Below are 26463 nucleotides of genomic sequence, written 5' to 3'. Positions count from 1 at the left end.
GCGCTGAGTCGCGCGGATCAGTTTACCGGGTCCGCCATTGAGTCCAGCACCGAGTCCACCCATTGAGTCTGAACGGAACCAGCCATGTCCTTTACCGTTGTGATCCCAGCCCGTTACGCCTCCACCCGTCTGCCCGGCAAGCCGCTGGCGGACATTGCCGGTAAGCCGATGGTGCGGCACGTCTGGGAGCGGGCGTGGGAGAGCGACGCGGACCGTGTGGTGATCGCCACCGACGACGACCGGATTCGGGAGGCCTGCGAAGGGTTCGGTGCCGAGGTGGTCCTGACCGAGCCAACCCACCCCAGCGGCACCGACCGGCTGGAAGAGGTTGCCCGGCGGCTCGGCCTTGAGGGTGAGCACCGTATCGTCAACGTGCAGGGAGATGAGCCCCTGCTGCCGGCCACCTTGATCAACCAGGTTGCCGACAACCTGGAGCGCTATCCGGACGCGGCCATTGCCACCCTGTGCGAGCGCATCCACGACATGGCGTCGGTGTTTAACCCGAACGTCGTCAAGGTGGTGTTCGACGCCGAGGGCATGGCCCACTACTTCAGCCGTGCCCCCATTCCCTGGGCCCGGGACCTCTGGGGCAACCGGCCGACACCGGAGACCGCGTCGCTGCCCGAGACCATCGGGTATTTCCGGCATATCGGAATTTACGGCTATCGGGCGAGGGTGCTGGGGGAGTTCGTCCAGTGGCCGCCGGCACCGACGGAGCGCACCGAGAGCCTTGAGCAGTTGAGGGCGCTTTACCACGGCGCCCGCATTCATGTGGACGTGGCTTTGGAGAGCCCGCCGGGGGGGGTTGATACCGAGGCGGACCTGGTCCGGGTCCGGGCCTGGTTGGAAGCGCGCGCGGGCCGGCAGGGGCAGGAGGGCGAGCATGGCTGAACCCACCCGAATCCTGTTTGTCTGCCTGGGTAACATCTGCCGCTCCCCGAGCGCCGAAGGCGTCTTCCGGGCTCTGGTCGAGAACGAGGGGCTGGCAGAACAGGTCCATATTGATTCCTGCGGCACCGGCGACTGGCACATCGGCAAGGCGCCGGACACCCGTGCCATTGCGGCGGCGCTCCGTCGGGGTATTGATATCAGCGGGCTGCGGGCCAGACAGATCAATGCCGGTGATTTGCAGCGTTTCGACCACGTGTTGGTCATGGATCGCCAGAACCTGCAGGACGTCGAGCGTCTGTGGCAGAGCCACGGTGGAACCCGCCCCAGGCTGTTCCTGAACCATGGCAGCAGCGGGCTCGCGGAGGTGCCGGACCCGTATTTCGGCGGTGAGGCGGGCTTTGAACAGGTTCTGGATCTGATCGAGGACGCGGGCCGAGCGCTGCTGGACGAACTGCGTCCATCGTTGCCGACGGTAGGGCGGCCATGACCGCACCGGCGTTGCGGGAAGGCGTGAGCCTCCGGCCGTTCAATACCTTGGGTCTCGACGCCCGGGCCCGATACTTTGCGGCCCTGGGCCAATCCAGGGAACTGCCCGGCCTGCTGGCCCGAGCCGATGACCTGGGGCTGCCGGCGCTGATCCTTGGGGGCGGCAGCAACCTGTTGTTCGCTGGTGATGTCGACGCCCTGGTGATCCACATGGCCATCCGTGGCCGTCGCTGGGAGCAGGTTGAGGACGACACCGCCATTCTGGCGCTGGGGGCTGGTGAGCCCTGGCATGAGGCGGTACTTTACGCCGCCGGCGCGGGTTATCGGGGCATTGAAAACCTGGCGCTGATTCCCGGCACCGCCGGTGCGGCGCCGGTTCAGAACATTGGCGCCTACGGGGTTGAGCTGCGTGACACCCTGGTGTCGGTGAGCGCCTGGGATACCGCGCTTGGCGCTGAGTGCCACCTGAGTGCCGAGGAGTGCCGGTTTGGCTATCGGGACAGCGTGTTCAAGCACGAACCGGGCCGCTACATCATCACCGGCATCCGGCTCCGCCTGTCCCGAAGCCGGCCCTTCAGCCTGGACTATGGCGACCTTCGTCACTGCCTGGAACAGCGGCTGGGGTCGTCGGATGGGGGTGGCCGGCTAACGCCCCGGGCGGTGGCAGAGACGGTCATGGCGATTCGTCGTGACAAGCTGCCGGATCCCTCGACCCTGCCCAACGCCGGCAGTTTCTTCAAGAATCCGGTGGTGGATCGCGCCGTGTTTGAGGGTTTGAAGGCCCGCTACCCGGACATGCCTTCATACGATCAGGGTGAGGGCGTGAAGCTGGCGGCGGGCTGGCTAATTGACCAGTGCGGCTGGAAAGGCCATCGGGACGCCCGTGTTGGCGTGCACAGCCGGCAGGCGCTGGTGCTGATCAACCATGCCGGTGGCTCCGGCGCCGACTTGCTGGACCTGGCCCGACGCATCCGTGCGTCGGTTGAAGAGCGGTTCGGCGTGGCGCTGGAGATGGAGCCCGGGGTGGTCGGGGGCTCAGAGCCCCCCACGCGGTGAGGCGTTGATCAGGAAACTGAGCGCGTCCGCGACGGGAATGTCCTGCTTGTCGGCGTCGCGCCGGCCTTTGTATTCCAGCGTGCCGGCCGTCAGGCCCCGCTCGGACACCACGATCCGGTGGGGAATGCCGATCAGTTCCATGTCCGCAAACTTAACGCCCGGCCGCTCGTTGCGGTCGTCCAGCAGCACGTCGAATCCGGCCTGGCGGAGCTGCTCGTAGAGCGCGTCGCCCGCCTCGGCCACCGCCGGTGATTTGTGGGCGTTCAGGGTGACGATGGCCACATCAAACGGGGCGATGGCATCCGGCCAGATGATGCCGCGATCATCGTGGTTCTGCTCGATGGACGCCGCCACAATCCGCGACACGCCAATGCCGTAGCACCCCATCTCCAGAATCACCTGCTTGCCGTTCTCGTCCAGCACGGTGGCGTTCATGGCCTGGCTGTATTTGTTGCCGAGCTTGAAAATGTGGCCCACCTCGATGCCGCGGCGGATCTCCAGGGTGCCCTGGCCGTCTGGGCTGGGGTCGCCCTCCACCACGTTGCGGATGTCCTCCACCCGGCCCAGGGGCAGATCCCGCTCCCAGTTCACACCGGTCAGGTGGTGGCCGGCGCGGTTGGCGCCACAGACAAAGTCCGCCAGGTGAGCGGCCGCTCGGTCCACGATCACCGGAATCGACAGGTTGACCGGGCCGAGGGAGCCGGGCTCGCAGCCCGTAGCTTTCTGGATTTCTTCGTCGCTGGCCAGGGTCAGCGGTTCGGCGACACCGGGCAGGTTCTCGGCCTTGATATCGTTCAGGGTGTGATCGCCCCGCAGCACCAGGGCCACCAGGCCGGCTTCGCCATCGTCGACCGCTTCGCCGTGCACCAGCAGGGTTTTCACGGTGCGGCTGGCGTCCACCTTCAGGAACATGCAGATGTCGTCAATGGTGCGCTGGCCCGGCGTGGCCACTTCGGCCATGGTTTCGGAGGGGGCCGGGCGCTCACCCGCGGGGGCGACCGCTTCCGCTTTCTCGATGTTGGCGGCGTAATCGCTGCCATTGCTGAACACGATGGCGTCCTCGCCGGACGAGGCCAGCACATGGAATTCGTGGGACGCGCTGCCGCCGATGGCGCCGGAATCCGCCTGCACCGGGCGGTAGTCCAGCCCGAGACGGTCGAAGATGCTGCAATAGGTGCGGTGCATTACCTGGTAGGTCTCATCCAGGGACTCGGCGTTCACGTGGAAGGAGTAGGCGTCCTTCATGATGAATTCCCGGGCACGCATCACCCCGAAGCGCGGACGGCGCTCGTCCCGGAACTTGGTCTGGACCTGGTAGAAGTTGGCCGGCAGTTCCTTGTAGCTCTTGAGCTCGTTGCGGATCAGGTCGGTGATGACTTCCTCGTGGGTCGGGCCGAAGCAAAATTCACGGCCGTGGCGGTCGTTCATGCGCAGTAGCTCACCGCCGTATTTGGTCCAGCGACCGGATTCCTGCCACAGCTCCGCCGGCTGTACCGCCGGCATCAGTACTTCCTGGGCGCCGCTTTTGTCCATCTCCTCGCGGACAATGCGCTCGACCTTGCGCAGCGTGCGCAGACCCATCGGCAGCCAGGTGTACAAGCCGGCCGCGAGTTTGCGGATCATACCGGCACGCAGCATCATCTGGTGGCTGACGATCTCGGCGTCGGCGGGCGTCTCTTTCTGGGTGGCAATCAGGTAGCGGCTTGCTCGCATGGTGTCTTCCGTCTGGCGTGATTCGTGGTTGCTGGCTATCGCAGGTTTGCGCGCTATTGTACGGAGCCCGCCGGTTCAGGTACAGATCGGCGGCCGCTCAGGCCAGGTAGCCCAGGGGCAGGGCGTTGGTGTCGATGACCCGGCGCAGCACAAAGCTGGAATGTACTCCGCTGACGCCCTGAATGCGGGTGATGTGGTTGAGCAGGAAATGGTGGTAATGGTCCATATCCGGTACCACCACTTTCAACATGTAGTCCGCGTCCTGGCCGGTCACCAGGTAGCACTCCTGTACCTCCGGATAACCCCGGACCTTGTCCTCGAACGCGGCAAACCGCTCTGGGGTGTGCCGGTCCATGCCGATCAGGATGATGGCGGTCAGGGAAAGCCCGAGCCGCTTGTGGTCCAGGATGATCTCCCGGCGCAGGATCACCCCGGCGTCTTCCAGGGCGCGTACACGGCGCAGGCAGGGGGAGGGAGACAATCCCACCCGCTCGGCCAGTTCCTGGTTGGAGGCGGCGCCGTCTTTTTGCAGCTCCTCCAGAATGCGCCGGTCGGTGCGGTCCAACGTTACCAGCTCTTTGTCTTTTATTGGCATGAAATTGCGCTCAAATGAAATATGTGAGTGTTATCTGTTCAAAATAACCGGTTTAGTCAGAAATTCGCAATCAAATATCGGCGCGGCTGCGTTATCATGTGTTGTAAATCAACGTCTGTCCCTGGCTGTTACAAGGAACATCACCATGGCTTTTGATCATCGCAAATACGTGCCGTTCAAACCCATCGCGAAAGCCGATCGCCGCTGGCCGAGCCGCGTCATCGAGAAAGCACCGACCTGGTGTGCGGTGGACCTCCGGGACGGGAATCAGGCGCTGGTTAAACCCATGTCCGTGGCCCAGAAGCAGCGGATGTTTGATCTGCTGGTGAAGCTGGGCTTCAAGGAAATCGAGATCGGTTTCCCGTCCGCCAGCCAGCCGGATTTCGATTTCTGCCGGAAACTGATTGAAGAAAAACGCATTCCGGAGGACGTGAAAATCCAGGTGCTGACCCAGGCGCGGCCGGAGCTGATCGAGCGCACCTATGAGGCCCTCAAGGGCGCCCGCCGGGCGATTGTGCACGTGTACAACTCCACCTCCACGGTGCAGCGGGAGCAGGTATTCGGCCTGGACCGGGCTGGCATCCGGGACATCGCCGTCAACGGCGCCCGGCTGGTAAAAGAGCTGGCGGCCGGCTTCCCGGACACCGAGTGGACGTTCCAGTATTCCCCCGAGAGCTTCACCGGCACGGAGCTGGATTTTGCGGCCGAAGTGATTGATGCGGTCACCGAGGTCTGGCGCCCCGACCAGGGCCAGCCGGTGATCATCAACCTGCCGGCTACGGTGGAAATGGCCACCCCGAACGTGTTTGCGGACCAGATCGAGTGGATCTGCGACACCATCCGCTACCGTGAGCACCTGAGCATCAGCGTGCACACCCACAACGACCGCGGCTGTGCCGTGGCGGCCGCCGAGCTGGCGGTGATGGGCGGTGCCGACCGGGTGGAAGGCACCCTGATGGGCAACGGCGAGCGCACCGGTAACATGGACCTGGTCACCATGGCCATGAACCTCTACTCCCAGGGCATTGACCCCATGCTGGACCTGTCCGGCATGGCGGAAATCACCGAAGTGGTAGAGGCCTGCACCGAGATTTCCACCCATCCCCGGCACCCGTACGCCGGCGAGCTGGTGTTTACCGCGTTTTCCGGCAGCCATCAGGACGCCATCCGCAAATGCCTGTCCAAGCGCAGGGAAGGCGATGCCTGGCACGTGGCCTATCTGCCAATCGATCCGTCCGACCTGGGCCGCCGCTACGAGGAAGTGGTGCGCATCAACAGCCAGTCCGGCAAGGGCGGCGTGGCCTATGTGCTGGAGCGGGACTACAACATCAGCCTGCCGCGCTGGCTGCAGATTGAGTTCAGTAAGGTGGTGCAGCGGGAGGCCGAGACCGACGGCGGTGAGGTGGATTCCCACACCATTCATCGGCTGTTCGAGGAGCGCTATCTGAAGGTGCATCCGGACTGGGCGCTGCGCGCCTATGACCTGCACCGCAACGAAGAAGGGGTTCAGGCGGAAGTCAGTGTGGGCGAATCGGCAGATCCGGTATCGCTGACCGGCCGCGGATTGGGCGCCGTCGAGGCAGTGTCCGATGCGCTGGAGCGGCGATTTGGCATCGCCCTGGCCGTAGAGGCCTACGATGAGTTTGCCTTGAGTGAAGGCACCAACGCCAACGCGCTGGCGTGCATCCGCCTGACGGTGAACGGTAAGCCCTGCAGCGCCGCCGCGCTGGCAGAAGACACCACGTCAGCCACCCTGCAAGCGCTGTTCTCGGCCGTGGCCCAGGCCGTGGGGGTCACCATGCCGGAGGCGGAAGCGGCCGACGCCTGACCGGACGCTACCCCCAGACGCAAAGAGGCCGGCAAATGCCGGCCTCTTTGTTTGTGCCTGAACAGCAACCACTGCCCGTGAGGGGCAAGGGCGCGGTCCGCGTAACGCCCTTAGACCGGGGTTACGTTTTCCGCTTGGGGACCTTTCGGGCCCTGGGTCACGGTGAACTGCACCTGCTGACCTTCGGTCAGGGTACGGAAACCGCTGGCGTTGATTGCGCTGTAGTGAACGAAAACGTCACTGCCACCGTCCTGGGCGATAAAGCCGAAACCCTTGGACTCGTTAAACCACTTCACGTGGCCGGTTTTTGTATCGGACATGGATCTTTCCTGTCTTTCAAGAATTTGCCCTCACGGGACCTTCTATTCCTTTTGGGAATTCCGCTGAGAAATCCAGAGCGTAACGGAGGAAGGGGCAACGATTCGCACGGGGGCAGGACGTTTGACACTCTTTCACCAAATACCGCTGCATTTTCACAGCAAATTCAGTATAGACCGACTTTCCGGACCGTCAATGGTTTTTCAGCCACTTGCGCTCAATGCCCTTGAAGGCCTGTGGCGCAAGGGCTGTGGCCTGATTGGCCGGCCTATTAATGGCGGAATCGATCGCTGATTTCCTCAAGGATGGCCGGGTCGTCAATGGTGCTGGGAACGGCGTACTGCTCGCCATCGGCAATCTGCCGGATGATGCGGCGGAGAATCTTGCCGGAACGGGTTTTCGGCAGCCGCTCGACCACCATGGCCCGCCGGAAGCAGGCGACCGCACCGATTTTCTCCCGCACCATCTCCACCAGCTCTTCTTCCAACTCGTCGTGGTCGATGGTGGCGCCGTCTTTGACCAGTACCAGGCCAATCGGTACCTGGCCCCGCAGCTCGTCCTGGGCACCCACCACGCAACATTCCGCTACCGCTGGGTGGGAGGCAACGACCTCTTCCATTTCCCCGGTGGAAAGCCGGTGGCCCGCCACGTTAATCACGTCGTCGGTACGCCCCATAATGAACACATAGCCGTCTTCGTCGATGTAGCCACCGTCCCCGGAGCTGTAATAGCCCGGCGCGGGCTCCAGATAGGTGCGACGAAAGCGCTCGTCGTCGCCCCAGACCGTCACCATACAGCCCGGTGGCAGTGGCAGGCGCACCACAATGTCGCCCTGTTCGCCGGCAGGCAGCGGCTGGCCCATGGGGCTGAGCACCTGCACATCATAGCCGGGAGAGGGAACGGTGGCCGAGCCCGGGCGGGTTTCCATCATCTCGATGCCCACCGGGTTGCAGCAGATGGCCCAGCCGGTCTCGGTTTGCCACCAGTGATCGAGAATGGGCAGGCCGGTACGCTCCCGCAACCATTCATAGGTGGGCGGGTCAAGGCGCTCTCCGGCCAGGAAAATGCGTTTGAGGGAGTGGATGTCGTATTTGGCCAACTCGTCTGCCTCCGGGTCTTCCTTGCGCACGGCCCGGAATGCCGTGGGCGCGGTAAACAGAAGGTTGACCTTGTGGTCCTGTACCACCCGCCAGAACGCGCCGGCATCCGGCGTTTTCACCGGCTTGCCTTCGTACAGCACGGTAGTGCAGCCGGCGAACAGCGGGCCATAAACGATGTAGCTGTGGCCCACCACCCAGCCGACGTCCGATGCGGCCCAGTAAACGTCGCCCGGGTTGGCGTCGTACACCAGCTTCATGCTGTAGCGCAGGGCAACGGCATGGCCGCCGTTATCCCGGACCACGCCCTTGGGTTTGCCGGTGGTGCCGGAGGTGTAAAGAATGTACAGCGGATCGGTGGCATTGACGGGAACCGGATCAACCGGCTGGGCATCGGCCATCACGGAGACCCAGTCTTCGTCACGTCCGGCTTTCAAAGACGCAGCCACCTGTGGGCGCTGGAACACGACGCACAGGTCCGGCTGGTGCTTGCACTGGTCCAGTGCCTTATCCACCAGGGGTTTGTATTCAATGACCCGACTGACTTCGATACCGCAGGAGGCGGTGATCAGCGCCTTGGGCGTGGCGTCTTCAATCCGCACGGCCAGTTCGTTGGCGGCAAAGCCGCCGAACACCACCGAGTGAATGGCCCCGAGGCGCGCGCAGGCCAGCATGGCAATGACGGCTTCGGGAATCATCGGCATGTAGATAATCACCCGGTCGCCTTTGGTGACGCCCCGGGCAGACAGGCCGCCAGCAAACCGGGCCACTTCGTCGGTCAGTTGGTTGAAGGTGTAACGCCGCTGTGTGCCGGTGACGGGGGAATCGTAAATGAGGGCGGCCTGGTCGCCCCGGCCAGCGCGGATGTTGGCGTCCAGGGCGATGTCGCAGGAATTCAGCGTGCCGTCTGGAAACCAGTCGCCATGGCCGTTGTCCCGGGCGCGCCAGATGGTCTTGGGCGGCGTAATCCAGTCAATATTGGCCGCCTGCTCACGCCAGAAATCGTCCCGGTGGTCTATCGAGCGGCGGAATTCAGAAACGTAGTTCATGGGTGCCACCTCGTTGTGTCTGTTGTTATTTTTGGATCGGTATGCCAGACACTGTAGGCGCTTTGCGGGTATGAACTAGTAGACCATTGGCTTAGTCGCCAGCCTTGCCAGTGGCGGCTTCTGTGGGGGTTACACCGGCCACGGTGGCTTCGATATCGCCGTGGGCAACCCGTGCGGTGATGGTGTCGCCGGGAGCCAGGCTGGCCGCGTCCCGGACAATTTGGCCCGAAGGGCCACGCACGATGGCGTAGCCCCGGCCCAGGGTGGCCAGCGGGCTGACCAGGTGCAAGCTCTGCGCAAGATGGTTCCAGCGTTCGTGCTGGCGCCGCAGGTGCTGCCGGGTGGATCGCTCCAGTCGCTGCAGGGCAGTGGCAACCTGTTCCCGGCGGGCGGGCAGGATGCGCCCGGGGGATTGGGTGGCCAGCCGCGCGGATAGGTGTTCAGCCCGGGTGCGGGCCTGGCCCATCCGGGCGGCCAGAGCGCGATTCAGGCGCAGGTCCAGGTCGTCCAGGCGTTGGGCGGTCTCCTGAAGGTTCCGACGGGGGTCTTTAAGGCGCGCTCGCAGATGTTCCATCCGGACCCGGCTGCGCTGCACGGACGCCGCCATGGAACGCGCCAGCCGGGCGCCCTGAGCGTCCAGCTGGTTCAGCCAGTGGCGCACGTCCGGCGAGACTTTCTCGGCCGCGGCCGACGGTGTGGGCGCTCGCAGATCGGCCACGAAATCGGCGATGGTCACATCCACTTCATGGCCGACGGCGCTGACCGTGGGAATCGTACAGGTGGCGATGGCACGGGCCACGGCTTCCTCGTTAAAACACCACAGGTCTTCCAGGGACCCGCCGCCGCGCCCGATGATCAGCACGTCTGCCACGCCGTGGGCCTGGGCCAGGCCGATGGCGTCCACAATCTCCTGGGTGGCGGCCTTACCCTGCACCGCCGTTGGATACAGTGTGACCGGAATGCCAGGGCAACGCCGGGCTAGGACGGTCAGGATGTCGTGGATGGCGGCGCCGGTAGGGGAGGTCACCACGCCGATGTGTCGGGGCAGCGTTGGCAGCGGTCGCTTGTGGGCCGGATCAAACAGGCCCTCGGCCTGCAGGCGCTGTTTCAGGGCCTCGAACGCCTGCTGAAGTGCGCCTTCGCCGGCGGGCTCCAGGTGCTCCACCACAATCTGGAAATCACCCCGATTCTCGTACAGGGTGACTTTGCCCCGGATGCGCACCTGATCACCCTCCCGGGGAAGGGCGCGAACCCGCTGGTTGAAACCCCGAAACATGGCGCAGCGCACCTGGCAGCGGGCGTCCTTGAGGGAGAAGTACCAGTGGCCGGAGGATGGCCGCGAAAACCCGGACAGTTCGCCCTCCACCCAGACCTGCATAAAGCTGGATTCCAGCAGGTGGCGGGCCTGGTGATTCAATTCGCTGACGCTGAGTGCCCTGGGGAGCAAAACCGGCTTCCTGTGTCTGGTGATCGTTTGGGTGATGGGCTGATCGGGCGGTTTCCGGTTACGGGCCGTAGCGCGGTTCCGGACTTATCCGGTTTGCTGTACGCAATAGCCGAAAACAAGTCCGCAAAATTACCGGAATTTCAAAAACATGCAAGCGACCCTTGAAAACGCTGCGGTTTACTGGGCCGGGGCCGCCCTTTATAATAGTCCGATTAAGGCGTCGGGAGCGCCACAGCCAGGGTTCCCGGCGGCGGCGCGCCAGTCGGGGCGCCCGGGCAACACCTAAACTTAGCACGTTCAGAAGGCGGATCCCAATGCTGCGAATTGCCGAAGAGGCCCTCACGTTTGACGATGTTCTCCTGGTCCCCGGTTACTCCGAAGTCCTGCCGCACCAGGTGGACCTCAGGACCCAGCTGACCCGGGGTATCACGCTGAACATTCCGCTGCTGTCCGCCGCCATGGACACGGTGACGGAAGCCGAGCTGGCCATCGCCATGGCCCAGGAAGGCGGCATCGGCATCATGCACAAGAACATGTCCGTGGAGAAGCAGGCGGCTGCCGTTCGCAAGGTCAAGAAATTCGAAAGCGGCGTGGTCAAGGATCCGATCACCGTCACGCCGGAAACCACCGTACACGAGCTGGTGGACATCACCACCGCCAACAACATCTCCGGCCTGCCGGTGGTGGATGGCAACGAGCTGGTGGGCATCGTTACCGGCCGGGACATCCGTTTTGAGAGCCGCATGGACACCCCGGTGCGTGAGATCATGACGCCCAAGGAAAAGCTGGTCACCGTGAAAGAAGGTGCCAGCCTGGACGAAGTGAAAGAACTGCTGCACCGTAATCGCATCGAGAAGGTACTGGTGGTGAACGACCAGTTCCAGCTGCGCGGCCTGATCACTGTCAAGGACATCCAGAAAGCCAAGGATTACCCGTTGGCCTGCAAGGATGAATTCGGCCGCCTGCGGGTGGGTGCCGCCGTCAGCACCGGCGGTGATACCGAAGCCCGGGTTGCTGCCCTGGCGGAAGCCGGCGTTGACGTGATCGTGGTGGACACCGCCCACGGCCATTCCCGCGGCGTGATCGAGCGCGTGCGCTGGGTGAAACAGAACTTCCCGGAAGTGCAGGTGATCGGCGGCAACATTGCCACCTCCCACGCCGCGCTGGCCCTGGCAGATGCCGGTGCAGACGCGGTCAAGGTGGGCATTGGTCCCGGGTCTATTTGCACCACCCGGATTGTTGCCGGCATTGGCGTCCCGCAGATCTCTGCCGTGTCCAACGTCGCCGCCGCACTGCGGGACCGGGGTGTGCCGGTGATTGCCGACGGCGGTATCCGGTTCTCCGGTGATATCGCGAAGGCCATTGCCGCCGGCGCCCACAGCGTCATGATCGGCAGCCTGCTGGCCGGTACCGACGAAGCGCCGGGTGAGGTGGAGCTGTACCAGGGCCGGAGCTACAAGGCGTACCGTGGCATGGGCTCCATTGGCGCCATGGGCCAGGGTTCCAGCGACCGGTATTTCCAGGATGCCAGCAAGGGCATTGAGAAGCTGGTGCCGGAGGGCATTGAGGGCCGCGTGGCCTGCAAGGGCCCGATGCGCAACATTGTCCATCAGCTCGTTGGCGGCCTGCGGGCGTCCATGGGCTACACCGGCAGCGCCACCATGGATGAAATGCGGACCAAGCCGGAGTTTGTCCGCATCACCAACGCGGGCATGCGGGAGAGCCACGTGCACGACGTTACCATCACCAAGGAAGCGCCCAACTACCGAATCGGCTAAGCTACGCACCTGACCGAACGCGGCCCGCACCGGGCCGCGTTGTTCATTTCCGACCGAGGATTTCATGGCCCAGAACATTCACGACCACCGCATCCTGATTCTTGATTTCGGCTCCCAGTACACCCAGCTTATTGCCCGCCGCGTCCGGGAAATCGGGGTCTACTGCGAAATCCGCGCGTTCGACGTCACCAGCGACGAGCTGGATGCGTTCGCGCCGAAGGGCATCATTCTGGCCGGTGGTCCGGAATCCGTGACGCAGCTGGGCGGCCCTCGGGCGCCGGACGGGCTGTTTGACCGGGGCATTCCGGTTCTGGGTATCTGCTACGGAATGCAGACCATGGCTGAGCAGCTCGGCGGCCGCGTGGCCAGCTCCGAAAAGCGGGAATTCGGCTACGCGCAGGTCAAGGTGCGGGCGCCCAGCCCTCTGCTTCGCGATATCACCGACCATCTGACCGCCACCGGCGACTCCCTGCTGGACGTCTGGATGAGTCACGGTGACAAGGTGGTGAGCATGCCCGAGGGCTTCGAGCTGCTGGCGTCCACCGAGAGCGCGCCCATCGCCGCCATGCAGGATGTCAGCCGCCACCTGTACGGCGTGCAGTTCCATCCGGAAGTCACCCACACCCTTCAGGGCAAGCGCATCCTCGAGCATTTTGTGCTGACGATCTGTGGTTGTGAGGCCCTCTGGACCCCGGCGAAAATCGTCGACGACGCGGTCCAGCAGATTCGCGCCCAGGTCGGTGGCGATAAGGTCCTGCTTGGCCTGTCAGGCGGTGTCGATTCCTCCGTGACCGCTGCGCTGCTGCACAAGGCCATCGGAGACCAGCTCACCTGCGTGTTCGTGGACAACGGCCTGCTGCGCCTGCATGAAGGCGACCAGGTGATGGACATGTTCTCCCGGAACATGGGCGTAAAAGTGATCCGGTCGGACGCGGAGGACAAGTTCCTGTCCCGACTCAAAGGCGTCAGCGATCCGGAGCAGAAGCGGAAGATAATCGGCAACACCTTTATTGAAGTGTTTGACGACGAAGCGGCCACCATTCGGGATGTGAACTGGCTGGCCCAGGGCACCATCTACCCGGACGTGATCGAATCCGCCGCGTCCAAGACCGGCAAGGCCCACGTCATCAAATCCCACCACAACGTGGGTGGCCTGCCGGAAACCATGAAGCTGAAGCTGGTGGAGCCCCTGCGGGAGCTGTTCAAGGATGAGGTGCGTCGCATTGGCCTGGAACTGGGTCTGCCGTATGACATGGTGTTCCGTCACCCGTTCCCGGGACCGGGTCTGGGCGTGCGTATTCTCGGTGAGGTCAAGAAGGAATACGCCGATATCCTGCGTCGGGCGGACGCCATCTTCCTGGAAGAGCTGCACCGGGCGGACCTGTACCACAAGACCAGCCAGGCCTTTGCCGTGTTCCTGCCGGTGAAGTCCGTTGGCGTGGTGGGCGATGCCCGCCGCTATGAGTACGTGATCGCGCTGCGCGCCGTCGAGACCATCGATTTCATGACCGCCCGCTGGGCACATCTGCCGTACGATCTGCTCGAGAAGGTCTCCAACCGGATCATCAACGAGATCAGCGGTGTGTCCCGGGTGACCTACGACGTGTCCTCCAAGCCGCCCGCGACCATTGAGTGGGAATGACCGACGACGAATACTGGATGGCCCGGGCCATTGAGTTGGCCCGGCAGGCGGAACGCCTGAACGAAGTACCCGTGGGGGCCGTTGTGGTGCTTGATGGCCGGGAGATTGGTGCCGGTTACAACGCGCCCATCTCCGGCTGCGATCCGACGGCCCACGCGGAAATCCGCGCGTTGCGTGACGCAGCCGCCCGCGTGGGTAACTACCGTTTGTCCGGGGCCCGCCTGTACGTGACCCTGGAGCCCTGCACCATGTGCGTGGGCGCGATTGTACACAGCCGGATAGGGCGGCTCGTGTATGGCGCGACGGAGCCGAAAGCCGGTGCCGTCGTGTCCAATCTGGGTCTGCTGGGCGCCCGTCATTTCAACTGGACCGTCGAGACCGAGGGTGGGGTGTTGGAGGCGTCGTGCAGCGAGCTGTTGAGTGCGTTTTTTCGCCGGCGCCGGGCTGATATCCGCCGCCAACGTCAATCTGCTTCAGGGAAGGAGTCCTCTCACTGATGAACGTACTTGTCACCGGCGGCGCCGGCTACATCGGCAGCCATGTGGTACGCCAGCTCGGCGAAGCCGGCCACACCGTGGTGGTGTTCGATAATCTGTCCACCGGCTATCGCTGGGCGGTCACCGCCGGCGAACTTGTGGTTGGGGATCTGGCGGACGACGCCGCTCTGGAAGCGGTTTTTGCGGCCCATCGGTTCGACGCGGTGCTGCATTTTGCCGCCAACATCGTCGTACCCGAATCGGTGACCAACCCGCTCAAATATTACGGTAACAACACTCGCAACACCCTCAACCTCTTGCGTGCCATCGAGCGTCACGGCGTTCCTTACCTGGTGTTTTCGTCCACGGCGGCGGTGTACGGTATGCCCGAACAGCAGGTGCTGACCGAGGACCTGCCGCTGGCCCCGATCAATCCCTACGGCGCGTCCAAGATGATGAGCGAACGGATGATCATGGACCTGAGCGCCGCCTCACCTCTGCGGCACGTGATTCTGCGCTATTTCAACGTCGCCGGCGCCAATCCGGAAGGGCGGCTGGGCCAGGCCACGCCGGAGGCCACCCACCTGATCAAGGTGGCCTGCGAATGCGTCACCGGCCAGCGTGAGGGCATGAGCCTGTTCGGCACGGACTACGATACCCGGGACGGCACCTGCATCCGGGATTACATCCACGTGGAAGACCTGGCCAAGGCCCACGTGATGGCTCTCGATTACATGGCCCAGGGCGGCGAGTCCCAGGTGATGAACTGCGGCTACGGCCGCGGGTTCACGGTGCGGGAGGTAATTGACGTGGTGCGCGAGGTGTCCGGCCAGCCGTTGTCCGTCACCGAAGTCGGCCGCCGTGCGGGCGATCCGGCGGCACTGATGGCCGATAACCGGAAGATCCAGCGGGTGCTGGGTTGGACACCGGACTACGACGATCTGACCACGATTGTGCGCACGGCGCTGGCCTGGGAGAAGACCTGGCAGCGGCGTAAAGCGCAGGGCGAGGGCTGATCCAGCCAGCGCCGATACCGACTTTCATTGACAGACTCAGGACGGAAGATGCACCTATGAAAATCACGATTTTTGGAACAGGGTATGTGGGGCTGGTCACGGGCGCATGCCTGGCGGACGTCGGCCATCACGTGCTGTGCATGGACGTGGACCAGGCCAAAATCGACAAGCTCCGCAACGGCCAGATCCCCATCTACGAGCCGGGCCTGGACAGCATCGTCAAGCACACGGTGGACGCCGGCCGCCTGTCTTTCACGACGGACACCGCTGAAGCCGTTGCCCACGGTACACTGCAATTCATCGCTGTTGGCACACCGCCGGACGAAGACGGCTCCGCCGACCTGCAGTACGTGCTGGCGGTGGCCAAGGCCATCGGCCAGCACATGGCGGATTACAAGGTCATCGTGGACAAATCCACCGTTCCCGTGGGCACCGGCGACAAGGTTCGGTCCATGGTCCAGGCCCAGCTGGACCAGCGCGGCGAGTCCCTGGAATTTGATGTGGTCTCCAACCCCGAATTCCTCAAGGAAGGCGCCGCCATCAACGACTTCATGAAGCCGGACCGCATCGTGGTGGGCACCGACAGCGAGCGGGCGGCCGAGGTTCTGCGGGAGGTGTACTACCCGTTCAACCGGAACCACGACCGGATGATCTTCATGGACATCCGGTCCGCCGAGCTGACCAAGTACGCCGCCAACTCCCTGCTGGCCACCAAGATCAGCTTCATGAACGAAATCGCCAACCTGGCGGAGCGCCTGGGCGCGGACATCGAGGCGGTCCGCCGGGGTATCGGTTCCGACCCGCGCATTGGCTATCACTTCATCTACCCGGGCTGCGGCTATGGTGGCTCGTGTTTCCCGAAGGACGTGCAGGCGCTGGCCCGCACCGCCCGGGGCTGCGACTACGAGGCCCGGCTGCTGAACGCGGTGGAAGCCGTCAACTACGCCCAGAAGCACGTGCTGTTCGACAAGATCAGCCACTTCTTCGGCGGCAACCTGCAGGGCAAGGTGGTGGCGCTCTGGGGCCTGGCGTTCAAGCCCAATACCGACGACATGCGCGAAGCCTCCGCCCGTACCCTGATGGAAGACCTCTGGAAGGCCGGCGCCACGGTTCAGGCGTTCGACCCGGAAGCCATGGAAGAAGCCCAGCGCCTGTACGAGAACCAGCCGGGGCTGACCCTGTGCGGCACCAAGGAGCAGGCGCTGAAGGGCGCGGACGTGCTGGCCATCTGCACCGAGTGGAAAGAGTTCCGCTCACCGGATTTTGAGGGTATTCGCGCGTCCTTGCGGGAGCCGGCGGTGTTTGACGGCCGTAATCTGTACGAGCCGGAGATGGTGGAGCGTCACGGACTGGTGTACTACGCCATCGGCCGCGGCCGGAACCAGTTCCACGCGGCGGGCTGAAGCCATGAGCGACTTCGTGATCCACGAGCGGTTGGCGCGGGACACCCACCTGCTGGGGCGAAGCCAGCTGTGCGAGGTGCGGTTGATGAACGACTGCACCTGGCCGTGGGTGTTGCTGGTGCCGTCCGTGCCCGGCATTCGGGAAATCTACGAGCTGTCGCCGGTGCAGCAGCAGCGGCTGCTGCTGGAGTCGTCCCGGCTGGGGGAGGGCATGATGGCCCTTTTCGGCGGCGACAAGCTGAATCTGGCGGCGCTCGGTAATATGGTGCCGCAGCTTCACCTGCACCACATCGTCCGCTTCCAGGACGACCCGGCCTGGCCGGGCCCGGTGTGGGGCGTTCAGCCGCCCGTGCCCTATGGTCCGGAGGCGCTGGCGGCGGTCAGAGACACCCTGGCGCCCCTGGTGGCCTCGCTGGCCGACTGACGCGGCGTTAGCGTCCGGGCGCTCCGGCTTTCGCCAGCGCCTGGGAACCCACCAGGATCATCCGCAGTTCGGTTTTCAGTTTGACCTTGAGCTCGTCGCGCTCCTTTGGCGTGGCATCGAGGGCTTCGGCGCCCTGATTGAACACCAGCGTCACCATGGCTTCGGCCACCAGCCGGGCGTCTGACAGAGGTTTGCCCTGTTCAGCGGCAAACCGGCGCAGGTCGTCCGCCAGTTCGGTCACAAAGTGATCAATCTCCGCTTTTACCGCCGTCCGAAAGGTCTTGGATACCCCGGTCCGTTCCCGCAACATCAGCCGGAACAGGTTGGCGTTGTTGCCCAGGTACTCCATAAACGTGTCCACTGAGGTGGAGATAGCGCTGCCGTCCCGGGCGATGCGTTTGCGGGCCTGGCGCATCAGTTGGCGAAGGGCAACGCCGCCTTCGTCCACCAGCGCCAGACCCAGTTCGTCCAGTTCGGCAAAATGGCGGTAAAAGGACGTTGGGGCGATGCCGGCCTCCCGGGCCACTTCCCTCAGGCTCAGGCTGCCAAAGCCCCGATCCGCGCTGAGCTGGGCCAGGGCGGCATCCATCAGCGCGCGCCGGGTTTTCAGTTTCTGTTCCGCTCGGGTCGACACCTCGCCCCTCCCTTTGCCGATTAAACGTCGCATTCTAACGACGCCCCTATCCTGAGTCATCCGTGGTCGCTCAATGTGCGCGGGCACGCCTGATTTTCCGGGCAAGTGTGTTTATAATGGGCGGCTTTTCGGCTATGGTCGCCGTCTCTTTTTTTGACAGCCGTTAACTGGCGGCAGGCGAGCTGGTGGGGCGGGGTTTCCGAAACCGTGCGGAGCCATGGATGGCGGAGCCGAGCGTACAGGGACGTATTCACAGCGTGTTTCGGAAACCCCGCCCCACCAGCTTGCCGGTCCGTTGGCACAGAACGCGAACTCATTCAGACACTCGGAAATAACGGGAACCGGTATGCGCAGCCATTATTGCGGTGGGATCAACGAATCCCACATTGATCAGGAAGTCACACTCTGCGGATGGGTACATCGCCGCCGTGACCACGGTGGGGTTATCTTCCTGGACCTGCGGGACCGGGATGGCATGTCCCAGGTGGTGGTCGATCCGGACACCCCCGACAGCTTTGCCCTGGCCGAGAAGGTGCGGAGCGAATTCGTGGTTCAGGTGACCGGCCGCGTACGCCGCCGTCCCGCCGGTACCGAGAACAACAACATGCCCACCGGTCAGGTGGAGCTGTTGGGCAAGCAACTGGTGATCCTGAACGCCGCCGCCACCCCGCCGTTCCCTCTGGACGAGCACGTGGACGTGGGCGAGGACGTGCGCCTGCGCTACCGGTTTGTGGACCTGCGTCGCCCGGAAATGCTGAACCGGCTGCGGTTCCGCTCGCGGGTCACCAGCTACATCCGCAACTTCCTGGATTCCAAGGGCTTCATGGATGTGGAAACCCCCATCCTGACCCGGGCCACACCGGAAGGGGCGCGGGACTACCTGGTGCCGAGCCGGACCCACGAAGGCTCGTTCTTTGCGCTGCCCCAGTCCCCGCAGCTGTTCAAGCAGTTGCTGATGGTGTCCGGGGTGGACCGTTACTACCAGATCGCCAAGTGCTTTCGGGATGAGGACCTGCGGGCGGATCGCCAGCCGGAGTTCACCCAGGTGGACATCGAGGCGTCCTTCGTTGACGAAGAGGACCTGATGTCCTGGAACGAGCAGATGATTCGTTCGCTGTTCAAGGACGTGCTCGAGGTGGATCTGCCTGAGTTCCCCCGCATGCCGTATTCCGAGGCCATGCGCCGTTACGGCAGCGACAAGCCGGACCTGCGGATCCCGCTGGAACTGGTGGACGTGAACGATCTGGTCGAGGCCGTCGACTTCAAGGTGTTCTCCGGCCCGGCGAAAGATCCGAAAGGCCGCGTCGCGGCACTGCGCGTTCCCGGCGGTGCCGAGCTGACCCGCAAGCAGATCGACGACTACACCAAATACGTGGGCATCTACGGCGCCAAGGGCCTGGCCTACATCAAAGTGAACGAGCTGGCCAAGGGCGCCGAAGGCCTCCAGTCTCCGATCGTCAAGTTCCTCGGCGACGAGGTGGCCATGGCCATCATGGAGCGCGTGGCGGCCGAAGACGGCGACATCGTCTTCTTTGGCGCAGACAAAGCCACCGTGGTCAGCGAGGCCTTGGGTGCCTTGCGTATCCGCATCGGCCATGACCTGGATATGCTCACCTGCGAGTGGGCGCCGATGTGGGTGGTGGATTTCCCGATGTTCGAGGAACTGCCGGACGGCAACCTGACGGCCATTCACCATCCGTTCACCGCGCCTTCCTGCTCCCCGGAAGAACTGGCGGCAGACCCGGCCAACGCGCTGTCCCGCGCCTATGACATGGTCCTGAACGGCACCGAGCTGGGGGGCGGGTCCATCCGTATCCACAACGAGCAGATGCAGCAGGCGGTGTTCCGCATTCTGGGCATTGGCGAAGAGGAAGCCCGGGCCAAATTCGGCTTCCTGCTGGACGCGCTGAAGTTTGGCTGCCCGCCCCACGGCGGCCTGGCCTTCGGTCTGGACCGTCTGGTCATGCTGATGACCGGCGCCAGCTCCATCCGTGATGTGATCGCGTTCCCGAAAACCCAGAGCGCCACCTGCCTGATGACCCAGGCGCCCGGCGAAGTGGACGAAAAGCAGCTGCGCGAGCTGCATATCCGTCTGCGCCGGTCCGCGCGCGCGGCCGAGGGCGGGAAAGAAAACGGGAAAGACGGTGCCGATCATACTGGGGGTTGATCCCGGATCGCGAATCACCGGCTACGGTGTTATCCGGGCCGAGGGGCGGACGCTGGAGTATCTCGACAGCGGCTGCGTCCGGCTCGGTGACAAACCCCTGGCGGAGCGGCTGCAGACGATTTTCCAGTCCATCGCCACGCTGATCGGCGAATACCGGCCCGAGGAGTTCGCCATCGAGCAGGTGTTCATGGCCCGGAACCCGGATTCCGCCCTCAAGCTGGGGCAGGCCCGGGGTGCGGCCATCGTCAGCGCCGCCAACAGCGGCCTGGCGGTCCATGAATACTCCGCCCGGCAGGTCAAGCAGGCGGTGGTCGGTACCGGCGGCGCCGACAAAGCCCAGGTCCAGCACATGGTGCAGGCGCTGCTGTCCCTGTCCCGCAAACCCCAGGCGGATGCCGCCGACGCCCTGGCCATTGCCCTGTGCCACGCCCACATGAATCAGAGCGTGCTGCGCGTAGCCGGTCCCGGCGGCCGGGTTCGCAGCGGTCGGCTTCGCCACACCTAACTGGCTCGTCCGAGCCTCCAGGAGACTCCCGTGATTGGCCGCATTCGAGGCAACCTGATCGAGAAAACCCCGGGCCACGCGCTGGTAGAGTGCCACGGGCTGGGTTACGAAATCGACATTCCCTACACCACGTTTTTTCATCTTCCGGAAAAAGGCCAGGAAGTGATCCTGCACACCCACTTTGCGGTGCGGGAAGACGCCCAAAGTCTCTATGGCTTCGCCTCGCGGCTGGATCGGGACCTGTTTCGCCTGCTGATCCGGGTCAGCGGCGTGGGGCCGAAGCTGGCGGTGGCTATCCTTTCCGGGCTGGATGCGGCGCAGTTCATCCGCTGTGTTGAAAACCGGGACGCCAACGCCCTGGTCAAGCTGCCAGGGGTTGGCAAAAAGACCGCAGAACGGCTGCTTATTGAAATGGCTGACCGTATCGGGCAACTTGAAGGTCAGTTCCCGCCACTGGCCGCCGGAAACGGGGTGACCGGGACCGGAGCCGGGCCGGCGCCCGAGACGGGTCCGGACCCGAGGGATGAGGCCGAAGCGGCGCTGATTGCCCTCGGTTACAAGCCCCAGGAAGCGGCCCGGGCCATCAGTCGGGTTGCCGAGGAAGGCATGAACAGCGAGGCGCTCATCCGGCTTGCGCTGCGCAACATGATTCCTGCTGGTTGACCGTTTCTCCCGGTGGTCAGACGGCCGAACCTGTAAAGAGCGTAACGTGACACGCCATACCCGGTTTGTACAATGGCCCCAATCCTTAAGGATCTCTGAACAAACCGGGATCGCGGGGTACAAACGGGGCCATGGGTAAAAGCTGGATGTTGATTCCCAGAGCGCGGGTAACACCATGATTGAATCCGACCGACTGATTTCTGCCAGGGCCGGAGAATACGAAGAGGTGCAGGATCGGGCCATCCGGCCAACCCTTCTGGCCGAATACGTCGGCCAGCCGGCGGTGCGCGAGCAGATGGATATCTTCATTTCCGCCGCCCGCCGCCGCCAGGAAGCGCTGGACCATGTGCTGATCTTTGGCCCGCCCGGCCTCGGCAAAACCACCCTCGCCAACATTATCGCCAACGAGATGGGCGTGGCTATCAAGACCACGTCCGGTCCGGTGCTGGAAAAGGCGGGCGATCTGGCCGCCATGCTCACGAATCTGGAAGAGGGTGATGTCCTCTTTATTGACGAGATCCACCGTCTCAGTGCCGCCGTGGAAGAGGTGCTGTATCCGGCGATGGAGGATTACCAGCTCGACATCATGATTGGCGAGGGGCCGGCGGCCCGCTCCATCAAGCTGGACCTGCCGCCCTTCACCCTAGTGGGCGCCACCACTCGGGCGGGTCTTCTGACTTCTCCGCTGCGAGACCGGTTTGGTATTGTCCAGCGCCTTGAGTTCTATAACACGGCGGACCTGACCAACATCATTCTCCGCTCGGCAAGGCTGTCGTCGGTCCATATCGACGAGGCCGGCGCCCTGGAAATCGCCCGGCGGTCGCGGGGCACACCGCGCATTGCCAATCGACTGTTGCGGCGGGTCCGTGATTATGCGGAGGTGCGCTCGGACGGTCATATCAGCGCTGAGGTCGCGGACCAGGCGCTGAACATGCTGAAGGTGGATCACCAGGGCTTTGACCACATGGACCGGCGCCTGCTATTGGCCATGATCGAAAAATTCGATGGCGGACCGGTGGGGGTCGAGAGCCTGGCCGCTGCGATCAGCGAAGAGCGCGGCACCATTGAGGATGTGCTCGAACCCTTCCTGATCCAGCAGGGCTTCATGATCCGGACGCCACGGGGCCGTATGGTGACGTCCCACGCCTATCGGCATTTTGGCGTGGCGGCACCGTCCGCGAACGAACCGCCGGTGCCGAAAGAGGGAGACCTGTTTGAGTAACGCCGCTATCGACGGATTCGAATGGCCGGTACGGGTGTACATCGAGGACACCGACGCCGGCGGCATCGTGTTCCATGCCCGCTACCTGCACTACATGGAGCGGGCCCGCACCGAGTGGGTTCGCCAGTGCGGCGTGGCCCTGCGGGCAGGCCTCGCGGACAACATCAGCTATGTGGTTCAGCGGATGAACCTGCACTACGCAGCGCCGGCGCGGCTGGACGACGAATTGCGGGTGTCGGCGAACCCGATGGCCTTCGGGCGCGTGTGGATGGACTTTCGCCAAGTGGTTTATCGGGCGTCTGACCGCAAGCGCCTGTGCGAAGCGGACGTCCGTGTCGCCTGCGTGGCCCTGGACTCCGGGCGGCCGCGGCGCCTGCCGGACAACTTGCGGGACCTGCTGGACCATCATGTGCAGGCCCTGAAAACCCAACAAGCAAGCCCTCAGGAGTGAACGGTGGAATCTGAAGTGACTGTCTGGAGTCTCGTCGCCAATGCCGGCGCGCTGGTGCAGCTGGTAATGCTGCTGTTGCTGGCGGCCTCGGTGGTGTCCTGGGCCCTGATTTTCCAGCGCCTGAAAGTGTTCCGTCAGGCCCGTCAGGCGCAGCTGTCGTTTGAGGAACGGTTTTGGTCCGGTATGGACCTGGGCCAGCTGTACCGGGAGGTCAGCGCCGAGCCAACGCCGAACTCCGGCCTGGAGTCGCTGTTCCGGGCGGGCTTCAAGGAGTTTTCACGCCTGCGCCAGCAGAGCCGCGACGCGGATGCGGTCATGGAAGGCACCCAGCGCGCCATGCGCGTGGCCTTCTCCCGGGAGCAGGAGCGGCTGGAGCTGCACCTGCCGTTCCTGGCGACGGTGGGTTCGATCAGCCCCTACGTGGGGCTGTTTGGCACCGTCTGGGGCATCATGAATTCGTTTATGGGGCTGGCCCAGGTGCAGCAGGCCACCCTGGCGACCGTCGCCCCTGGGATATCCGAAGCGCTAATCGCGACCGCCATGGGCCTTTTTGCCGCGATTCCGGCGGTGGTCGCCTACAACCGGTTTGCCACCAAGTCCGATGCGCAGCTGAAGAACTACGAGACCTTTGCCGAGGAGTTCTCCAGCATCTTGCACCGTCGGGTGCACAGCAGCGACCAGGGGCACGCCTGAGCGTGCGTGCCGGCGAACGGACTGAGGGGAGGCCATTGCGATGAAAGGCATGGGCATGATGCCGCAGCAGCGGCGAAAACCAATGTCGGAGATCAACGTCGTACCGTACATCGACGTGATGCTTGTGCTCCTGGTGATCTTTATGGTGACCGCACCCATGATGACCCAGGGGGTCAAGGTGGATTTGCCGGAGACCGTGTCTCACCCGATCCAGGCCGATAAGAACGCGGAGTCCATCGTCGTGTCGATCGACAGCAATGGCGCCTATTACCTGGACATCGGCGACAAGACCAGTGACCCGATGCCCCTGTCGGACTTGCGACAGCGCGTGTCCAAGGTGCTTGCTCAGCGGAGCAACACCGAGGTGCTGGTGCGTGGCGATGAGAACGTGGAGTATGGGCGGGTCGTCAAGCTGATGGCGGAGCTGCAGAATGCTGGCGCGAGCAGCATTGGCCTGATTACCGAAACACCGTCTTCGGACAAGCCGTGAACCGGAAAGGCGAGGCGTAGGTGAGGCAGACCGAACGAACACAGGACGCCGGCGTCCAGCCGCCCTGGGCATCCCCGGTGGCGATGTCGGTGGTGTTGCACCTGGTGATTGTGGTGATCGCCGTGGTCGGGTGGTCGTGGATGGACGATACGCCTGAGGCGCCGCCCCGGAGCATTTCCGCCCGCCTGATCGCCCCGCAGCCGGAGCCGAGCCCGGTGGTGAGCGAGACCGACCAGCCCGACCAGGATCGTGAGCGCCAGGCCGAGGAAGCCCGCAAGCAGGCCGCCGAGGAAGAACAGCGCAACCAGGAAAAAGCCCGGGAGATCGCGGCGGAAAAAGCCCGTAAGGCGGAGGCGGAACAGAAGGCCCGGGAGCAGCAGAAGCAGCGGGAACAGGAACAGCAGCGCCAGCAGGAGCAGGCCCGCAAGGCCGAGGAAGCCAAGGCAAAGGCCAAGGCAGAAGAAGCGGCCAAACAAAAGGCGGAGGCGGAAGCCAAGGCAAAAGCCGCTGCTGAAGCCGCCAAGAAGCGGGAAGAAGCGGCCCGGAAGCAGGCCGAACTGGAAAAGCAAAAGCGCGAGGAAGCAGCGCGTAAGGCGGCCGAAGCCAAAAAGGCCCAGGAGGCCGCCGAGCGCAAACGACAGGAGCAGGAGCGCAAGCTGCGGGAACAGCAGTTGCAGGCCTTGGCAGAGAAAGCCCGGGCCGCTGAGCAGGCGGAAGCCGAGCGGCAGCGGCAGGCGGCTGCGGCCAAGGCGCAGGAGGCGCGCATGCTGTCGGAGAGCGAGAAGTACCAGGGATTGATTCGGGAGAGGCTGAGCCGTGCGTGGTATCCGCCGTCCTCGGCGACCGAGGAAATGACGGCAAGGTTGCGCATTTCCCTGCTGCCAACAGGAGAGCTGGCCAGCGTCGAGCTGGTCAGCAGCAGCGGCAACTCAGCGTTCGACAACTCCGCGTTGAGCGCGGTCCGATCGCTGGAGCGCTACCCGGTGCCTGACGACCGCCAGACGTTTGACCGGTATTTCCGGCAGTTCACCATCGAGTTCAACCCCCGCCGCCTGAAGTAGGCGAGGGCACAGACAGGAGTCCGAAAGGGTCATGACAGATCGTAATCGAACGGGAAATCGCCGCCTTGCCTGGTCCGCGCTGCTGGTGCTGATGACCATCGCCAGCGCCGCGAAAGCAGAGCTGCTCATCCGGATCACCGAGGGCGCGGATTCCGCCATCCCGGTGGCGGTGGTGCCGTTTGCCGAGACGGGCAACCTGCCGGCGGACAACAACGTCAGCCGGATTGTCCGGGACGACCTCACCATGAGCGGCGAGTTCCGCACCCTCGCGCCGGAGAAAATGCTCAGCCTGCCGTCCCGGCGGGAGGACGTGTATTTCCGGGACTGGAAGATTCTCGGGCAGCGTTACGTGCTGGTGGGCGAACTCAAAAAGAACGCGGACCGGGTGGTCGCCCGTTACGAGCTGTTCGACGTTAACCGCCAGGAGCGGATTCTTGGCGAGACCGCCAGTGCCTCGGTCAACAGCGTTCGCAGCCTGGCCCACCACATCAGTGACAAAGTCTACGAAGCCATTACCGGGGTGAAGGGCGCGTTTTCCACTCGCCTGGCTTACGTTACTCTGGAAACGGTCAACGGCAAATCCCGCTACCGGTTACAGGTCAGCGACGTGGATGGCCAGCGGGCCAGTATTCGCCTGGAAAGCGGTGAACCGATCCTGTCACCCGCCTGGTCGCCGGATGGCAAGAAACTGGCTTACGTGTCGTTTGAGACCGGCAAGCCGGTGATCTTCGTGCACGAACTGGCGACCGGCAAGCGTACCAAGGTGGCGGATTACCCCGGTCTCAACTCCGCTCCCGCCTGGTCGCCGGATGGGCGTTACCTGCTGATGACCCTGTCCCGTGACGGCAATGCGGAAATTTACCGCAAAGACCTCCAGACCGGAGATCTGCGCCGGGTGACCAACCACTGGGCCATCGACACCGAAGCCATGTACGACAACACCGGCGACGGGCTCTTTTTCACTTCCGACCGTTCCGGTGGGCCCCAGATCTACCGGATGGACAGCCTGGGCGCAGAACCTCGCCGGATCACCTTCGGTAGCCGATACAACGCCCGCCCGCGGCCCGGCCCGGACGGCCGCTACGTGTACTACGTGCATCAGCGGGACGGCGCGTTTCACATTGCCCGGACGGACCTGAAGTCCGGCCAGGAAACCATTCTGACCCGCACCGGGTCGGACGAATCACCCAGTCTTTCGCCCAACGGCCGGATGCTCATCTACGCCACCAAACAGGATGGCAAGGGTGTGCTGACCGTGATTTCCGTGGATGGCGGCGCGGCCTTCAGCCTGCCGGCGTCCGAGGGCGAAGTCCGTGAACCCGCCTGGGGGCCCATCACCCAGTGATGGGGTCAGGCAC

The 26463-nt window shown here is 64.0% G+C and carries 25 protein-coding genes; 19 read left to right on the top strand and 6 right to left on the bottom strand.

The annotated features are described in order from the left end of the window. Positions 1-84 precede the first annotated feature (84 nt). Genes kdsB through murB form a run of 3 tightly spaced genes read left to right on the top strand, consistent with a single transcriptional unit; the run spans position 85 to position 2433 of the window. The gene (kdsB, locus tag V3388_RS06620) at positions 85-891 is read left to right on the top strand and encodes a 3-deoxy-manno-octulosonate cytidylyltransferase (protein ID WP_336366746.1); all 807 of its coding nucleotides are present in this window, start codon (positions 85-87) and stop codon (positions 889-891) included. Further along, a complete protein-coding gene (locus V3388_RS06615) occupies positions 884-1378 on the top strand; it encodes a low molecular weight protein-tyrosine-phosphatase (RefSeq protein WP_336366745.1) in 495 nt (164 codons plus the stop codon). The genes kdsB and V3388_RS06615 overlap by 8 nt, the downstream gene beginning before the upstream one ends. Next, the gene (gene murB, locus V3388_RS06610) at positions 1375-2433 is read left to right on the top strand and encodes a UDP-N-acetylmuramate dehydrogenase (RefSeq protein ID WP_336366744.1); all 1059 of its coding nucleotides are present in this window, start codon (positions 1375-1377) and stop codon (positions 2431-2433) included. The genes V3388_RS06615 and murB overlap by 4 nt, the downstream gene beginning before the upstream one ends. Here the strand turns inward: murB and V3388_RS06605 are convergent. Both V3388_RS06605 and V3388_RS06600 read right to left on the bottom strand, forming a co-directional pair. Next, the gene (locus V3388_RS06605; RefSeq protein ID WP_336366743.1) at positions 2413-4146 is read right to left on the bottom strand and encodes a proline--tRNA ligase; all 1734 of its coding nucleotides are present in this window, start codon (positions 4144-4146) and stop codon (positions 2413-2415) included. The two genes, murB and V3388_RS06605, sit on opposite strands and share 21 nt — an antisense overlap. 97 nt (positions 4147-4243) lie before the next feature. Further along, positions 4244-4741 (bottom strand): Lrp/AsnC family transcriptional regulator, encoded by a 498-nt coding sequence (locus V3388_RS06600; protein WP_336366742.1) that lies wholly within the window; start codon positions 4739-4741, stop codon positions 4244-4246. Positions 4742-4886: 145 nt separating this feature from the next. Here V3388_RS06600 and leuA point away from each other — a divergent pair, with 145 nt between their 5' ends. Next, entirely contained in the window at positions 4887-6569 is a 1683-nt protein-coding gene (leuA, locus tag V3388_RS06595; RefSeq protein ID WP_336366741.1) for a 2-isopropylmalate synthase, read from the top strand. Positions 6570-6679: 110 nt separating this feature from the next. Here leuA and V3388_RS06590 read toward each other — a convergent pair whose 3' ends face one another. The 3 genes from V3388_RS06590 to xseA all read right to left on the bottom strand — a co-directional run bounded on the left by V3388_RS06590 (position 6680) and on the right by xseA (position 10480). Next, on the bottom strand, positions 6680-6889 hold the full coding sequence (locus V3388_RS06590; protein ID WP_008169155.1) for a cold-shock protein: 210 nt from the start codon (positions 6887-6889) through the stop codon (positions 6680-6682). 269 nt (positions 6890-7158) lie between these two features. After that, positions 7159-9081 (bottom strand): propionyl-CoA synthetase, encoded by a 1923-nt coding sequence (locus tag V3388_RS06585; RefSeq protein WP_336367290.1) that lies wholly within the window; start codon positions 9079-9081, stop codon positions 7159-7161. A 43-nt stretch (positions 9082-9124) separates the two neighbouring features. Then, a complete protein-coding gene (gene xseA / locus V3388_RS06580) occupies positions 9125-10480 on the bottom strand; it encodes an exodeoxyribonuclease VII large subunit (protein ID WP_336366740.1) in 1356 nt (451 codons plus the stop codon). A gap of 314 nt (positions 10481-10794) precedes the next feature. Here xseA and guaB point away from each other — a divergent pair, with 314 nt between their 5' ends. The 6 genes from guaB to V3388_RS06550 all read left to right on the top strand — a co-directional run bounded on the left by guaB (position 10795) and on the right by V3388_RS06550 (position 17219). Then, on the top strand, positions 10795-12258 hold the full coding sequence (gene guaB / locus V3388_RS06575; protein ID WP_336366739.1) for an IMP dehydrogenase: 1464 nt from the start codon (positions 10795-10797) through the stop codon (positions 12256-12258). A gap of 64 nt (positions 12259-12322) precedes the next feature. Continuing rightward, positions 12323-13900, top strand: a complete 1578-nt coding sequence (guaA, locus tag V3388_RS06570; protein ID WP_336366738.1) for a glutamine-hydrolyzing GMP synthase — start codon at positions 12323-12325, stop codon at positions 13898-13900. Beyond that, positions 13897-14397, top strand: a complete 501-nt coding sequence (gene tadA, locus V3388_RS06565; protein ID WP_336366737.1) for a tRNA adenosine(34) deaminase TadA — start codon at positions 13897-13899, stop codon at positions 14395-14397. Before guaA ends, tadA begins: the two co-directional genes overlap by 4 nt. After that, entirely contained in the window at positions 14397-15392 is a 996-nt protein-coding gene (galE, locus tag V3388_RS06560) for a UDP-glucose 4-epimerase GalE (protein ID WP_336366736.1), read from the top strand. Before tadA ends, galE begins: the two co-directional genes overlap by 1 nt. 56 nt (positions 15393-15448) lie before the next feature. Further along, positions 15449-16795, top strand: coding sequence for a UDP-glucose dehydrogenase family protein (locus V3388_RS06555; protein ID WP_336366735.1), 1347 nt, complete (start codon positions 15449-15451; stop codon positions 16793-16795). Positions 16796-16799: 4 nt separating this feature from the next. Then, positions 16800-17219 (top strand): HIT family protein, encoded by a 420-nt coding sequence (locus V3388_RS06550; RefSeq protein ID WP_336366734.1) that lies wholly within the window; start codon positions 16800-16802, stop codon positions 17217-17219. A gap of 7 nt (positions 17220-17226) precedes the next feature. Here the strand turns inward: V3388_RS06550 and fabR are convergent, their stop codons facing one another. Further along, positions 17227-17853 (bottom strand): HTH-type transcriptional repressor FabR, encoded by a 627-nt coding sequence (fabR, locus tag V3388_RS06545; RefSeq protein WP_442915614.1) that lies wholly within the window; start codon positions 17851-17853, stop codon positions 17227-17229. 346 nt (positions 17854-18199) lie between these two features. Here fabR and aspS point away from each other — a divergent pair, with 346 nt between their 5' ends. From aspS to tolB, 9 genes are all read left to right on the top strand, one after another. Continuing rightward, positions 18200-20020: an aspartate--tRNA ligase gene (gene aspS / locus V3388_RS06540; RefSeq protein WP_336366732.1), complete on the top strand. Its 1821-nt coding sequence runs from the start codon at positions 18200-18202 to the stop codon at positions 20018-20020. Next, positions 19998-20525 carry a crossover junction endodeoxyribonuclease RuvC gene (ruvC, locus tag V3388_RS06535; protein WP_336366731.1) on the top strand — a complete coding sequence of 176 codons (528 nt, stop codon included), beginning with the start codon at positions 19998-20000 and terminating at the stop codon, positions 20523-20525. The genes aspS and ruvC overlap by 23 nt, the downstream gene beginning before the upstream one ends. 30 nt (positions 20526-20555) lie before the next feature. Then, on the top strand, positions 20556-21188 hold the full coding sequence (gene ruvA / locus V3388_RS06530; RefSeq protein ID WP_336366730.1) for a Holliday junction branch migration protein RuvA: 633 nt from the start codon (positions 20556-20558) through the stop codon (positions 21186-21188). A gap of 175 nt (positions 21189-21363) precedes the next feature. After that, positions 21364-22410, top strand: coding sequence for a Holliday junction branch migration DNA helicase RuvB (ruvB, locus tag V3388_RS06525; protein ID WP_336366729.1), 1047 nt, complete (start codon positions 21364-21366; stop codon positions 22408-22410). Beyond that, positions 22403-22861 carry a tol-pal system-associated acyl-CoA thioesterase gene (gene ybgC, locus V3388_RS06520; RefSeq protein ID WP_336366728.1) on the top strand — a complete coding sequence of 153 codons (459 nt, stop codon included), beginning with the start codon at positions 22403-22405 and terminating at the stop codon, positions 22859-22861. The genes ruvB and ybgC overlap by 8 nt, the downstream gene beginning before the upstream one ends. 3 nt (positions 22862-22864) lie before the next feature. Next, the gene (tolQ, locus tag V3388_RS06515) at positions 22865-23554 is read left to right on the top strand and encodes a protein TolQ (protein WP_336366727.1); all 690 of its coding nucleotides are present in this window, start codon (positions 22865-22867) and stop codon (positions 23552-23554) included. Positions 23555-23594: 40 nt separating this feature from the next. Further along, a complete protein-coding gene (gene tolR, locus V3388_RS06510) occupies positions 23595-24044 on the top strand; it encodes a protein TolR (RefSeq protein ID WP_336366726.1) in 450 nt (149 codons plus the stop codon). Between the two features lie 77 nt (positions 24045-24121). Further along, entirely contained in the window at positions 24122-25105 is a 984-nt protein-coding gene (gene tolA / locus V3388_RS06505) for a cell envelope integrity protein TolA (protein ID WP_336367289.1), read from the top strand. 31 nt (positions 25106-25136) lie between these two features. Next, positions 25137-26450, top strand: coding sequence for a Tol-Pal system beta propeller repeat protein TolB (gene tolB, locus V3388_RS06500; protein ID WP_336366725.1), 1314 nt, complete (start codon positions 25137-25139; stop codon positions 26448-26450). Positions 26451-26463 lie beyond the last annotated feature (13 nt).

It is taken from the genome of Marinobacter sp. C2H3 (assembly GCF_037080155.1).
Classification (GTDB): domain Bacteria; phylum Pseudomonadota; class Gammaproteobacteria; order Pseudomonadales; family Oleiphilaceae; genus Marinobacter.
Note: the sequence above shows the minus strand (reverse complement) of the source record. Positions and strands in the feature narration are given on the sequence as shown.

Bases quoted from the DNA above. Each gene is read 5' to 3' on its own strand.
- aspS (WP_336366732.1), top strand. From the start codon at position 18,200: ATGCGCAGCCATTATTGCGGTGGGATCAACGAATCCCACATTGATCAG.
- kdsB (WP_336366746.1), top strand. From the start codon at position 85: ATGTCCTTTACCGTTGTGATCCCAGCCCGTTACGCCTCCACCCGTCTG.
- V3388_RS06550 (WP_336366734.1), top strand. From the start codon at position 16,800: ATGAGCGACTTCGTGATCCACGAGCGGTTGGCGCGGGACACCCACCTG.
- V3388_RS06600 (WP_336366742.1), bottom strand. From the start codon at position 4,741: ATGCCAATAAAAGACAAAGAGCTGGTAACGTTGGACCGCACCGACCGG.
- V3388_RS06590 (WP_008169155.1), bottom strand. From the start codon at position 6,889: ATGTCCGATACAAAAACCGGCCACGTGAAGTGGTTTAACGAGTCCAAG.
- leuA (WP_336366741.1), top strand. From the start codon at position 4,887: ATGGCTTTTGATCATCGCAAATACGTGCCGTTCAAACCCATCGCGAAA.
- V3388_RS06605 (WP_336366743.1), bottom strand. From the start codon at position 4,146: ATGCGAGCAAGCCGCTACCTGATTGCCACCCAGAAAGAGACGCCCGCC.
- guaA (WP_336366738.1), top strand. From the start codon at position 12,323: ATGGCCCAGAACATTCACGACCACCGCATCCTGATTCTTGATTTCGGC.
- V3388_RS06555 (WP_336366735.1), top strand. From the start codon at position 15,449: ATGAAAATCACGATTTTTGGAACAGGGTATGTGGGGCTGGTCACGGGC.
- murB (WP_336366744.1), top strand. From the start codon at position 1,375: ATGACCGCACCGGCGTTGCGGGAAGGCGTGAGCCTCCGGCCGTTCAAT.
- ruvB (WP_336366729.1), top strand. From the start codon at position 21,364: ATGATTGAATCCGACCGACTGATTTCTGCCAGGGCCGGAGAATACGAA.
- guaB (WP_336366739.1), top strand. From the start codon at position 10,795: ATGCTGCGAATTGCCGAAGAGGCCCTCACGTTTGACGATGTTCTCCTG.
- galE (WP_336366736.1), top strand. From the start codon at position 14,397: ATGAACGTACTTGTCACCGGCGGCGCCGGCTACATCGGCAGCCATGTG.
- tolR (WP_336366726.1), top strand. From the start codon at position 23,595: ATGAAAGGCATGGGCATGATGCCGCAGCAGCGGCGAAAACCAATGTCG.
- V3388_RS06615 (WP_336366745.1), top strand. From the start codon at position 884: ATGGCTGAACCCACCCGAATCCTGTTTGTCTGCCTGGGTAACATCTGC.
- tadA (WP_336366737.1), top strand. From the start codon at position 13,897: ATGACCGACGACGAATACTGGATGGCCCGGGCCATTGAGTTGGCCCGG.
- tolB (WP_336366725.1), top strand. From the start codon at position 25,137: ATGACAGATCGTAATCGAACGGGAAATCGCCGCCTTGCCTGGTCCGCG.